A 12,585-nucleotide genomic window follows, 5' to 3' on the forward strand; every position below is an offset into this window, starting at 1 on the left:
TATGATCAGATCCGGAGAATGTAGTTGACCCAGGCAGGGGATCGGAATGAAGTTTTTCGCCCGGTCTCGCAGCGCCTCCCTCAGGGGGTGGATCATATACCCCAGGTTCATCTCCGGGAAAAAGACATTTTCCAGCTGGCCGACCATCGAGCGGATCTTGTTGTCAGGGAATGGCCATAGGGTCTTTAGACGGAGGAAACCCAAGTCTGTCATTCCTTTGCCCCGCAATTCCTGGGCTGCCTCCAAGGCCGAACGAGTTGTCGTACCATAAGCCACAACGAGATTCCTACAGCCCTTCAAGAAGAATCCTTCTACCTGGGCAATTTCGTCGGCATGATCTTCGATCTTTTGATAAATTCGGCTCACACAGGCCAAGTGCATTTCCGGGGTATACTTGGTGACGTTTCCATCCGGGTGATGCACCAGCCCCACGACATTAACCCGGTATCCATCGCCCCAGGCGGGCATGGGGGGAACCTTCCCTTCATAGGGTTCGTAGGGGAGATACTTCTCTAAGGGAATCCCCAGATCCTGGGGTTTAATCCGATTTGTGATTTTGATCTGATCCCGGGCCGGAACCGTCAACTTTTCCCGCATGTGGGCCACGGTTTCGTCGGCCAGCAAAATCACGGGTACGCGCCATTCCTCTGCGTAGTTAAAGGCCTGGATGGTAAAATCAAACATCTCCTGTACCGACGACGGCGCCAGGGCAATGAGGGCTCCGCCGCCATGGTGGCCCCACCTGGCCTGCATTACATCTTCCTGGGAAGAAGTAATATATCCCTGTCCCGGCCCCGGCCGCTGGACATTGACGATGAGAAATGGGGTCTCGGACATGATGGCAAAGGAGACCGCCTCCATCATGAGCGAAAAACCCGGCCCGGAAGTAGCCGTCATGGCCTTGACCCCGGCCCAGGATGCCCCGATGAGGGAGCAAGCCGATGAAATTTCATCTTCCATCTGGATGAACCGGCCCCCCACCTGGGGCAACCGTTCAGCAGCTTTTTCCATAATTTCAGAGGCGGGGGTGATGGGATAACCGGCGTAATACCGGCAGCCGGCGAAGATCGCCCCCTCCACGCACGCATCACTCCCGAATAGATAATAGTCTCCCGGGGGGAGGGGCCCGCGCAGGACCTTTTTCGCCTCCTCTTCGGTAAGAAGGGGCTCAAAGGCCGTATGATCATTAACGGACATATTCGATCCCTTTCTGAAAAGCCTCGAGGTTTTGCGCCAGAGTCTTGGGAGGGACGGATTCCCCGATCGCTATCTCCAGGGCCTGGGAAGAGACGGCCCCCGTCAGCTGGCAAAGGGCTCCGAGCGCCACCATGTTTTGAAATTTCTTATTGCCGACTTTAAGAGCGATCTCGGCAGTGGGGACTTTGACCACCTGGATGTCTGAACGGGGAACTTCCTTTAAAACCGTAAGTGGGTCGATAATCAAAAAACCACCGGGCTTGAGGTCTTTAAGGTAAACGTCCAGAGCGGTTTGGGATAAGGCCACCAGCACATCGGCAGAGCGAACTTTCGGGTAATGAATCTCTCCATCGGATAATACGATTTCCGATTTGCAGGCCCCACCCCGCGACTCAGGCCCGTAGGATTGGGTTTGCACAGCGTTCTTTTTATCGTGGAGAGCAGCGGCCACTCCCAGGATTTTGCCGATTGTTACAACCCCCTGGCCGCCAAAGCCAGCAATGCGAATTTCATAGCGTTTCATTCTACGCCTTGCCCTCCTTTCTGATTAGGCACTTACTGTGCAATCAATATCAATATGCTTTTATGAAGAAATATCCAAGCTCGCGAGGCTAGGATTGTAGGGGCGGTTCGCGAACCGCCCCTACGGATGCTGGCCGCAGGCCCCTTTTCCCTCGCCCAGTCGCGGAAAAGGCCTGGCTTCTTACCGAACCCCTGAAGGGAGAATAGCGACCTCTTCCTTTTTATAATACCCCATTTTGACGGAAACAATGACGATGGCCAGAATGATAGCCCCGAGGAGATCGGTCATCCATCCGGGTTTGATCAAACCCAGAGCCGCAATGATCAAAAGGATCCTCTGGGGCCAGGTGATCACCTTCAGGAACCAGCCCTGCAACCCCCCGGCCAGACAGACGGTTCCGACGCAAGCCGTGGCCAGGGAATAAATAATCTCCCCCCAGGATCCGATCATGAGCAGAGCGGGGCCGTAAACGAACATGTAAGGGATAATATATCCGGCGGCAGCAATTTTAACCGCGCACAGACCCACACCCCACAGGCCGGTTTGAGCAATCCCGGCGGCAGCAAAGGCGGCCAGGGCCACCGGTGGGGTGATGGCCGACAAACAGGCAAAATAGAAAATGAACATATGCGCGGCCAAAGGGGGAACTCCCATCTGGGTAAGGGCCGGGGAAATCGTGCTAGCGCAGATAACATAGGCCGCCGTGGTTGGAAGGCCCATACCCAGGATAAAAGAAACGATCATGGTGAGAAACAGGGCCAGGATTAAGGAATTGCCGGATAGAGCGATCAACGCGGCCGAGATTCGGCCCCCCAGGCCGGTCAGGGCCATCACGCCGATGATGATCCCCGCACAGGCACAGGTGGCCGCAACTTCCAGGATTCCTTTCGCTCCTCCCTCCAGGGCCTCGCTGATCTTTCTCCAGCCCATATGAGTGGCCCGGCGGGCAAAGCTGACGAGGATGATGGATAAAGAGGACCAAAGGCCTGCGCGGATCGGGGAGGTTTCCAACACGATGAGGGAGAAGAGGAGGACCACGATGGGCAAAAGGAGATGCCCCTGCCGGGAAAGAACCGCCGAAGCTTTGGGGAGCTCGGCCCGGGGGATGCCCTTTAGGTTGTACCGGAGGGCCTCGAAGTCGATCATCCAGTAAAGGGCAAAATAATAAAGGATGGCCGGGATCGTCGCGGCCACGATGATCTTGGTGTAGGTGAGGCCCAGAACCTCGGCCATGATGAAAGCCCCGGCGCCCATGACCGGCGGCATGATCTGCCCGCCCGTGGAAGCTACCGCCTCCACGGCTCCGGCCATCTGGGGACGGTAGCCCACGTTCTTCATCAAGGGGATGGTCATCCATCCGTCCACCATGACGTTGGCCACGGCAGAACCGGAGATGGTGCCGAAGAGAGAGCTGGCGATGACCGAGATCTTTGCCGGGCCTCCCCGGGCCCACCCGGCCACGGACTTGGCCAGATCCGTAAAGGTAGTCCCGGCTCCGGAGGAGCTCAAGAAAGAACCGAAGAGGATAAAGAGGAAAACGTAGGTGGAAGAGACTCCCAGAGGGATCGTGAAGATCCCTTCGGTGCCGAAGAGGAAGCTCACCATGCGGGCATAACTGTACCCTCCGTGGCGCATCCCCCCGGGCAGATATTGGCCCAGGAGCGTGTATCCGATAAAGACAGAGGCCAGGATGACCAGGGTGTAACCGGTGGTCCGGCGGGTCATCTCCAGGACCAGAAGGACAAAAGACGTTCCGAAAACGATGTCCCAGAAAGTGGGATCCACGCCGGTGCGCTGGATCAGTTCGTCGAAGTCAATAAAGATGTAAAGGGTAGAGATAACGGCCGCCAGGCACAGGGGGATGTCCAGAAAATGCAGGCCGTCGTCCTTTGAGCTCCGGTGGATTTTGAAGATGAAAAGGGTCAGAATCAGGGTAAAACAGAGATGGATGGCCCGCAACTGAAAAGGATCCATCGGATAGATGCCCAGGACAAAAACCTGCCAGATAGACATGCAGATGGCTACCCATCGTACGAATTGACTCAGATGTCCCGCAAGCTTCCTCTTGGGAAGTCCCTCTTCCCCTTCCGTTTCCAGCAACTTTAGGATGTTTTTTTCTTCGGACATGATTTGCTTTCTTTACGGGCGGGGGATCGGCCATCCTCCTTTTCATGGCGGATGGCCGATCCGCGGGTTATTCCTCTTTCCTTTTTCATTTCGGCGGAAGGGCCTTATCCGGGACGGGAATTCCTTTGTCCTTGAAGTATTTGTAGGCGCCCGGATGGAGGGGAAGACTAAGGAATTTCTGATTCGCCGCGGTAGCATCCTGAAGGGATTTGTGGGTCGCCACCAGCTGGTCATAGTTGGCGAAGGAGAGCTCACAGAACTTGTAGATCAGGTCGTCGGGTACATCTTTGTGGGCAAAGATGGCCGACCAGTCGGCGGTCGCCGGAACCGGGGCGGTCTGGTTCTTATAGGTATTAGCGGCAATCTCCGTGGGAGAAAGGAAAGGATACTTGGCTTCAATTTTCTTCAGATCTTCCGGAAGAAATCCTACGACCACTCCATCCAGGGTGGAGGTGACTTCATTGGTCGCCCCGTGGGGAATGCCGCCGCTGTTCCAGCCCGCATCGATCATGCCGTCTTGCATAAGGTTTACCGTGTCGGAAAAGGGGACGGTGACCACGCGGGAATATTTCATCCCCAGCAGGACTGCGATGTTGCGCAGGTACATGTCCGAAGTTCCACCCGGGGGCCCCCCGCTGACGACTTTTCCGTTGAAATCGCGGAAGTTGGTGATGTTTTTCTTCCTTAGCGCATATCCATGCCCATACGAGGGGAAGATGGCCATGACCGAGCGGAGGTTGTCATGTTTCTGTTTGGCCCATCCGGTCCCGGTCCAGGCTTCATAAGCCGAGCCCTGGGCGATGGTGGCAAAGAGGATCTGCTTCGACTGGATGAGCTTGGGGTTGTGCACCGACCCCCCGGTGACTTCGACGGTAGCCTTGATCCCCATCTTCTCGAAGATTTTGACAAAGCCCCCGCCAACGTAGTAAAAAGTTCCCCCGACGGAAGCGGTGCCGATGGAAACGGTCTTGGGCCACTCCGCCGCCGGGGCATTCGTTCCATTCAGTCCAAAGAGCAAGAAGACAAGGCAACTCAGAAAAAACAATTTTTTTATTTTCATGATTTCCTCCTTTTCCCCATCTGGAAAAACGCAGAGGGGCAGAGTTTTGGCCCCTCTGCAATCATCCTTTCGGACGGCAATCAGAAAGCTTCCAGCCCTAAAAGGCGGGCCGGATTCTTCTTGGCCAACCAGTTGATCTGCTCTTGGTTAATGCCCTTGCTCATCAGAGCCAGGATAAACTCCTTCATTCCATCGGCGGGAGTGGGATTCATATACTGTCCGAGGTCCGTAGCAATTATGCAATTTTCCGCCCCTACTTCTTTGATGGCTTTAGCGAATTCTTCGATGGGGACATGCTTCCAGCCCTTCATCCAGCCCAATGCTGCCTGAGGCCCCATCAGGTAGGTCAGATAACAATGTTCAATGAAAGCCCCCGCTTCTACACAGCGCTTTAAATCGCTGATGGACAATTCACCCGGGGACTGCATGGCATGGGTTACCAAGATTTTTCGGACCCCTTCCCGTTTAGCAGCCTTAACGGAAGCAAATACTTCTTGAGCCCAGACATGGCCCGTAGCGAAAATAATGTCTGCCTTGGCTACTAACTTCAAAACTTCGCGAAGCTGAGGAATCACATTTCCAGAAGCATCGATGACTCTGATTCCTCCAGCATCAGGTTTCTTGGCAAAGAAGGATTTGTGATTGGCCGCATCATGGGTTGGCAACCAGACGATCTTTCCACAGCCACCCGTAAACTTGATCATTCCTCCCTTTTTAAAGATAGTTTTAAGTGATGGAGACTGAGTTGATTTTCTTTCACCTCCTTTTCTTCAGTCCCCCGGAAGAAGGTTAGATTCTCAATGATCTGCCACGCTCGTCAGCCTCGATCATAGCCTGGTAAAGCTTTTGTTCGTCCACGGGAAAAGGCATATTGTGTGCAGAGCTCCCTGGAGCACAGGTGCGCTTTAGCCCTTCCCAGAAGAGGGGATCCTCGGCGTTGGTAAGCCCGATTTCCTTCAGAGTTAAGGGGAGTCCCAGCTGAGAATAGAAGGGGAGAAGAACTTTTAATTCATTTTCATTCTTTTCCAGGCAAAGCTGCACGATGGTGCCATAGGCCACCATTTCTCCGTGGAGATTTTGATGGATCTGAGGGAGAACCGTGAGCCCGTAAAGAAGAGCATGGGCCACGGCAATGCGAAACTTCGAACCTCCCAGACCCCCAATAATGGCAGTCAAAAGAATGTCGGCTTCCACGATCCTTTCCACGGCGCTGGAATTCCTCTGCGCCTCAACATCCCTTTTGGCTTCCAACCCCAATGAAAAAACAGTCTCTTTGACCTGAGTGGATAAGGTCATAGCGGCTTGGGTAGCTGCATCGTGTTGCCGGGCTTGGTCATAACCCGGCTTTCCTTCATACCATTTAGCCAGGGCATCCCCCATGCCCGCCGCCAATAGACGTTTGGGAGCCCGGGACAATATGGCAGAATCAACCAATACTAAGTCGGCACCTTTGCCATTCACCGTTGCTTGCCTTACTCCTTTTTCGTAGACCACAGCTACGGCGGAGGCTGCCGAGCAAGTAGCCGCGCTGGTGGGAATGGTTACCAAAGGAACTTTCATCCGATCCGCGACCATGCGAGAAGTGTCAATGGCTTTGCCCCCTCCCGTTCCTACGATAAAATCTAAATTTTGTTGGCGGGCGATGGCCTCTACTCGGGAAATTTCGCCGAGGCTGCACTCATCTTCAAAAAGAACGAAGGAAGGAGAAAGGCCAGCTGCAGCCAATCCATCCTCTAAGGTTGGTCGCACAATAGATAAAACCAATTCATCGCCTAAAACCAGCGGGCGACGGCCAATACCCTTGAGGTAATTTCCGGCTTCTGCCAGAACCCCCTCCCGTTGGATGTACTGCTTGCACCCTACGAATATATCAATCATCTTTTTTTACTTTTTTGGACACGGATGTACACAGATTATCAGGATAATCTAAAAAGAAAATCATTATCTGTTGTTATCTGCGCAAATCTGCGTCCTATTAAATTTAAACTGGTCTTTTAAAGATCCCCTTTGCGGGCGCCGCCATGAACGAGAAGCGGAAGTAAATTTCCCTGCTTATCAAAGGACATGGGTTGGGGGCCTTCCAGTACTTCCAGGTCCGATCTGTTTCTCAATTCTTCTCCGTAAACTTCGGAAACTTCTATTTCGTCCACTTGCAGAGTGTTTTTAATGCGCACGATCTTGCTCTTTTCCGGAGGCGTCAAGCCAATGGACCCCAAGGCCACCTTGATGGCTTGCTGGTCGTTTTCAAAATGCATAGGAACGGCAGCTTTTTCCAAGCTGATGCCCGTAATGCAGTTCATGTAGGTTGCCTGATAGTTGATCTTGTCTACCAGCCGCTTGGTCGTTAAGTCGGCCAATCCAATTCCCGTGGCGTTTCCGTTGGAATTGGAGGTCAGGTCGCGGACAAAAAGTCTTTTGATGTTCGTCGGATGGGGAAAGACTCCTATTAGATCGCGGTTTCTCCCGGTGACATTTGGGTCAATCCCCGTGCCGCTGATATCTTTGCCCATCTCATCCACGATTAAAAGATCGATTTCATTGAAAGGAAGCCGGGGCATCATCTGCTTGGCCGTCTCAAGCAGTTCCCGTTCTTTCGTTTCCAGCTCTTCAGGTTTCAGAGCCACGATTTTCGCTGTTTCGTCATATCCGTTTTCCACCATCCCCAGTCCGCACAAAACGGGAGCTTTCTTCAAAACCTCCCTTCCCGCATCGACGATGATTTTGGGAAAGGTATATTGGATGGCCGCCTTGTGGTAATACTCCGCCCCTTTTTGCTTGCCCATGCCGATGGCCATCATCTTCATCAACCCGCTCTCGATCGGGGCTTTGAATTTGGTATGGGGTTTGATGCGGTTCGTCACAATGATCCAATCCGCTTGCGAAGCATTCCGGTCAATGAAGACCGGAACACCGTCTTCGGTCTTGCTGATCTCCACTACTTCCATGGAGGAAAGAACGGGGGCTCCGGTGAAAGCCTCCGTCACGTTATAGTGGGCGAGAAGGTCTGCTTGCCCTTCGGCCGTCGCCCCTCCGTGACTGCCCATGGCGGGAAAGATAAAAGGTCTTGCCCCCAGGGACTTTAGGTAGGCCACGGCTGCTTTTAAAATCACCGCAATGTTGGCCACGCCCCGGCTCCCGGCAGTGAGGGCAATACGTTGACCGGGTTTGACGCGGCCTTCCAGGGAGAGTTTTTTCAATTCAGCCTGCACTGTTCCTGGAATATCCTGGACCACCGTGCGGTCGAACTTCTGACGAAGGCGATATACTTGCGGATAATTCATGATATTAACCTCCTTACCAAAGGATAGCGCAGAGCGCATGGAGCATAGCGTAAAAAACGGTTCAAGGGTACCAAAATAGAGAATCGCCCGCGCCGCTTGGCGCTCTGCTCTCTGCTCTCTGCGTATTTTTATTTAAAGACTTCAATGGCCATGTCCGGGCAGATTTTTCCACACATGGTGCAGCTGGTACACTCCCCGGAATTTTCAAAAAGGACGAAATGATATCCTTTTTCGTTAAAATCTTCTGCAAGGCGAATCATTTTTTTGGGACAGGTAATCAGGCAAAGCTGACAACCTTTACACCGTTCTCTATCGATGTCGATCTTTCCCATCATTCTTTTCCTATTTCAAATTTATTAGGACGCAGATCAACGCAGATTTACAGGATTATAAAAACGGCGCAAGGCATAAGGCCCAAGGCGCTAGGTAAAAAATCGGCGCAAATCTGCGTCCCAAATATTATTTCTGTTTTGCGGCGGCTTCGGCGCCGCGGCGCAGCGCTTCTTCATTGACCGCAAGCAATTCTTGGCGATGTTCGGGGATCATCCGCCGCAAAGCGACAATGACTGACTCCAGGGAAACGACCTCTCTCCCCCCCACATAGGCTCCCAGTGCGGCCATGTTCGTAACCTGGAGGGTGCCCACTTCTTCGGCAATCTTGTTCGCTGGGACTTTAATGATCCTGCAGTCGGAACGCTGGGAGTCCCGCTCCACCAGGGAAGAGTTGATAACCAGGAAGCCACCAGGCTGGAGGACACTCTCAAACTTATCCAGGGAGGGTTTATTCATAGCTATGAGGGAGGAAGGATGACGGGTCACGGGTGATCCGACTCTCTCCGGGGAAAGCATGACTGTGCAATTGGCCGTCCCTCCCCGCATCTCCGGTCCGTAAGAGGGCATCCAGGTCACATTCTTTCCCTCGTGCATCCCGGCATAACAAAGAAGCTGTCCCATGAGCAGGATGCCTTGCCCTCCAAAGCCTGACATGATTACTGATTCATGCATAAAAACCACATCCCAAAAATCATTTGCCACAGAGTACACAGCGCGGCATAGCCGCAACCAAAACCCATCGGCCCCCCTCACCTTCATCCTCTCCCCCCAAAGGGGGAGAGGGCAGGGTGAGGGGGAGATCTTCAAATTTGCTTAACAAAATTTCGAGATTTTGCACGTTAGTAGTACAGAGAACACAGAGTTAAAAAAATTCGAGTTAAAGGTTTTAAGTTTATTTATTTTTTTCTTGGTGAACGCTGTGTCCTCTGTGGTTAAAATTTTTAATTTCCTTGGGGAGTTGTAAACTCTCCCAGCGGATAATAAGGAATCATATTTTTTTCGATCCACTTTACTGCATCCAGAGGCGAGACCTTCCACTGCGTGGGACACATGGAGAGGCATTCGACGAGGGCAAAGCCTTCATCGTTCAGCTGGACTTCGAAGGACCGGCGGATTGCTTTAGCTGCCTGGTTGATATGTTTAACGTCGTGGATAGAAACTCGGGCGATAAAAGATTCCGGAGAAACACCAGCCAGCATTTCAGCCATGCGCAGCGGATAACCACCGGTTCGAGGATCGCGCCCCCCGGGAAAGCTGGTGGTCTTCTGACCCAGAAGGGTAGTTGGGGCTTGTTGGCCACCTGTGGCGCCAAAGACCGCGTTGTTGACGTAGATTACGGTGATCCGTTCGCAACGGGCTGCGGCATGGACGATTTCCCCCGTACCGATAGCAGCCAGGTCGCCATCACCCTGGTAGGTAAAAATAATACATTCGGGAGCGGTCCGCTTCAAGCCCGTAGCCACAGCCGGTCCACGGCCGTGCAACCCCATGGTCATGTCGCATGCAAACTGTTTCCAATTGCGAACGGAACATCCCGCGGAAGTGACCCCGATGGCTCTACCTACGATGCCCAAGTCGTCCATGGCTTCTCCCACCAAGCGCTGAACGATTCCATGACCACACCCCGAACAATAGGGGTAGGGGAAGTCGGTTAAAGAATCAGGTCTTCCGAAAATTTTCTTCATAAAAAATATATCTCCATTAAATCCGCAATCCGCAATCCGCAATCTGAAATAATCTTGTTATTTCTTCATAAACCTCGTCCGGATAGATGATTTTCCCTCCGCCCTGGCCCAGATGGTAGATGGGAAAATCCGGACCTACTACGCGCTCTAAGTCTTCCTGCATCTGGCCGGCGTTCATTTCGACGTCAAGGAAAGCCTTGGCCGTTTGCCGGAGCTTGGCCAGGCCTTTCTGAGGAAAGGGCCAGAGAGTAATCGGCCGGATCATCCCCACTGGCAATCCTTCTGCTCGGGCGACCTGAACTGCATCCAGTGCTACCCGGGCCGCACTCCCGAAGGCCATCACTACGAGCTTTGCTCCATCGAGCAGTATTTCTTCCCAGCGTTGTTCCCTTTCTTCGATTTGGCGGTACTTCTCTGTTAGCTCCTGATTGAGCTGGATAAGGCCGGGGTCATCAAAAGGAGCGGCATAGATCATTTTCCGTGGCCCGTCTCCCTTGCCCCTCAAAGCCCAGGGTTTATCAGGAACGGGAAGAGGCTTTACCAGGTCAAAATCTACAGGTTCCATCATCTGTCCGAGCATTCCGTCCATCAGGATGATTACCGGATTCCGATAAAGGTCGCCCAGATGAAAAGCTAACGCAACCAATTCCGCCATTTCCTGGGTGGAGGCTGGCCCGAGGACAATCGCCCGATAATCTCCGTGTCCTCCGCCTTTGGTTACCTGCCGATAGTCCGATTGAGCCGGGGCGATTCGTCCCAACCCGGGGCCAGCCCTGGTAACATCCACCACCACGCAAGGAAGCTGTCCGGCGGCCAAAGTGGTCAGTCCTTCGGACATTAAGCTGATTCCTGGCCCGGATGAAGAGGTCATGGCCCGCGTGCCTGTGCAGGCCGCACCCCAAATCATGTTGATCCCGGCCACTTCGCTTTCGCACTGCAAAAAAATACCCCCCGCCTGGGGCAAGCGCTTGGCCATGTACTCAAAGAGTTCATTCTGCGGAGTGATGGGATAACCGGCGTAAAATCGGCACCCTGCGCGGATGGCCCCTTCGGCAATCGCTTCGTTTCCGCGCATGAGTTCTAAAGCCATTTTTTAAAAACCTCCATCTTGAATGCGAAATTCGGAGTGCGGATTGCGGAATAAGAATTCTAAATTTTCATTCCGCATTCCGCAATCCTCATTCCGAAATTGAGCTACCATTTTTTTGGATCGAGAATCTTTTTGAGCTGGTCCATCGAAGATCCTTCTTCGATGGCCTCGACGAGCTTTTTTTCCCTCTTGGAAACTTCGATGGCTTGGTTCACAACAATGCCGATAAATTTTTGGGGGATGATGACCACCCCCGTGTCATCGGCAACGACCAAATCCCCGGGATGGACCGAAACGCCGGCGCAGACCACAGGCCCGTTGACTTCTAAAGCTTCGAAGCGGAATTTACCGGTGATCGGAGTGACCCCCCGGGACCATACCGGATAATCCAGATTTCTCATCTCCTCCACGTCCCGGACGCCGCAATCCACGATATTTCCGGTTAACCCGTACTTTTTGGCGATCAGGGTGGATAGGCCGCCCATGGCCGAGATGTCTCCTCTACCTCCCCCGTCGATAACCACCACGTCTCCAGGTTCGGCCAGGGCATAGGCATCGCGGTCGGCCAACTTAGCCCTTGCTTTTTCATGGAAGGACTGAGCCGGAGTCAGGCGCTCGGGGACGTATTTCAAAGTCACAGCTGGTCCGGCAATTTTTTTCCCCGACAGGACGGGTTTTAAAACCGAACCCGGAATCGCCCCAGCTATTCCCATCGAATCGAGAATATCGGAAAAAGTAGGGGTAAGTCCGTCGTAACTGAGTAACTCCTGGAGGAGGGATTGTGGCGGGCGGGGGATATTCCAGGCTATAATCCGTTCGATGGGAATCAGGCCCATCAGCCGCTTACGATATTTTTCGGGAACCTTTTTCATTCTGCGCCCCTGTTATTGGCCAGGTAAAGATTCATTGCCCCCGGCAAAAAACACCATATATTTTTTTACCTTGAATTAAGAACTTTTGTCAAAGAGAAAAAGCATTCTGCCCTCCTCACCGGGGTTAGGAGGAAGGGATGGAAAATGTAGAAAGAGCTGGCGGAGGATTACTTAAGCCAACCTGGTAATATCTTTGGCCACCTCAGGATAATTTTTAGACATGAGGGGGTCATGGCCGGGGAACAACAAGTCGGGGGAAGACGCTTTCTTCCTCAACTTATCATACGTTTTCATCCAGCCTACCAGGTCAACGATCAAGGCGCTGGGCCAGTCCTCTTGGTAATTGCGGAAAATATGAGCGCAATCAGAACCGACAATCGCCGTGCCTTGGGAGGTCTTGACGGCCACAGCCTGGAG

The 12,585-nt window shown here is 53.1% G+C and carries 13 protein-coding genes; all 13 read right to left on the reverse strand.

Annotated elements, in window-relative coordinates; all coding sequences use genetic code 11:
* A partial coding sequence (locus tag Q7V48_15590; protein MDO9212145.1) for a 2-oxoacid:acceptor oxidoreductase subunit alpha occupies positions 1 to 1,197 on the reverse strand: 1,197 nt, incomplete at its 3' end.
* Positions 1,187 to 1,720: a 2-oxoacid:acceptor oxidoreductase family protein gene (locus Q7V48_15595; protein MDO9212146.1), complete on the reverse strand. Its 534-nt coding sequence runs from the start codon at positions 1,718 to 1,720 to the stop codon at positions 1,187 to 1,189. The genes Q7V48_15590 and Q7V48_15595, both read right to left, overlap by 11 nt.
* 180 nt (positions 1,721 to 1,900) lie before the next feature.
* Entirely contained in the window at positions 1,901 to 3,847 is a 1,947-nt protein-coding gene (locus tag Q7V48_15600) for a TRAP transporter permease (GenBank protein ID MDO9212147.1), read from the reverse strand.
* An 85-nt stretch (positions 3,848 to 3,932) separates the two neighbouring features.
* Positions 3,933 to 4,907 carry a TAXI family TRAP transporter solute-binding subunit gene (locus Q7V48_15605; protein MDO9212148.1) on the reverse strand — a complete coding sequence of 325 codons (975 nt, stop codon included), beginning with the start codon at positions 4,905 to 4,907 and terminating at the stop codon, positions 3,933 to 3,935.
* An 80-nt stretch (positions 4,908 to 4,987) separates the two neighbouring features.
* Positions 4,988 to 5,611, reverse strand: a complete 624-nt coding sequence (locus Q7V48_15610) for a DUF6282 family protein (protein ID MDO9212149.1) — start codon at positions 5,609 to 5,611, stop codon at positions 4,988 to 4,990.
* Between the two features lie 85 nt (positions 5,612 to 5,696).
* On the reverse strand, positions 5,697 to 6,785 hold the full coding sequence (locus Q7V48_15615) for an iron-containing alcohol dehydrogenase family protein (protein MDO9212150.1): 1,089 nt from the start codon (positions 6,783 to 6,785) through the stop codon (positions 5,697 to 5,699).
* 116 nt (positions 6,786 to 6,901) lie between these two features.
* Complete coding sequence (locus Q7V48_15620) at positions 6,902 to 8,188, reverse strand: lactate racemase domain-containing protein (protein ID MDO9212151.1); 1,287 nt, start codon at positions 8,186 to 8,188, stop codon at positions 6,902 to 6,904.
* A gap of 128 nt (positions 8,189 to 8,316) precedes the next feature.
* On the reverse strand, positions 8,317 to 8,523 hold the full coding sequence (locus tag Q7V48_15625; protein MDO9212152.1) for a 4Fe-4S dicluster domain-containing protein: 207 nt from the start codon (positions 8,521 to 8,523) through the stop codon (positions 8,317 to 8,319).
* A 124-nt stretch (positions 8,524 to 8,647) separates the two neighbouring features.
* On the reverse strand, positions 8,648 to 9,193 hold the full coding sequence (locus Q7V48_15630; protein MDO9212153.1) for a 2-oxoacid:acceptor oxidoreductase family protein: 546 nt from the start codon (positions 9,191 to 9,193) through the stop codon (positions 8,648 to 8,650).
* A 269-nt stretch (positions 9,194 to 9,462) separates the two neighbouring features.
* A complete protein-coding gene (locus tag Q7V48_15635; protein ID MDO9212154.1) occupies positions 9,463 to 10,206 on the reverse strand; it encodes a thiamine pyrophosphate-dependent enzyme in 744 nt (247 codons plus the stop codon).
* 16 nt (positions 10,207 to 10,222) lie between these two features.
* Entirely contained in the window at positions 10,223 to 11,296 is a 1,074-nt protein-coding gene (gene vorB, locus Q7V48_15640) for a 3-methyl-2-oxobutanoate dehydrogenase subunit VorB (GenBank protein MDO9212155.1), read from the reverse strand.
* Positions 11,297 to 11,400: 104 nt separating this feature from the next.
* The gene (locus tag Q7V48_15645) at positions 11,401 to 12,168 is read right to left on the reverse strand and encodes an RraA family protein (protein ID MDO9212156.1); all 768 of its coding nucleotides are present in this window, start codon (positions 12,166 to 12,168) and stop codon (positions 11,401 to 11,403) included.
* Between the two features lie 171 nt (positions 12,169 to 12,339).
* A partial coding sequence (locus tag Q7V48_15650) for an N-acyl homoserine lactonase family protein (GenBank protein MDO9212157.1) occupies positions 12,340 to 12,585 on the reverse strand: 246 nt, incomplete at its 5' end.

It is taken from the genome of Deltaproteobacteria bacterium, from assembly GCA_030654105.1.
Classification (GTDB): Bacteria; Desulfobacterota; SM23-61; order SM23-61; family SM23-61; genus JAHJQK01.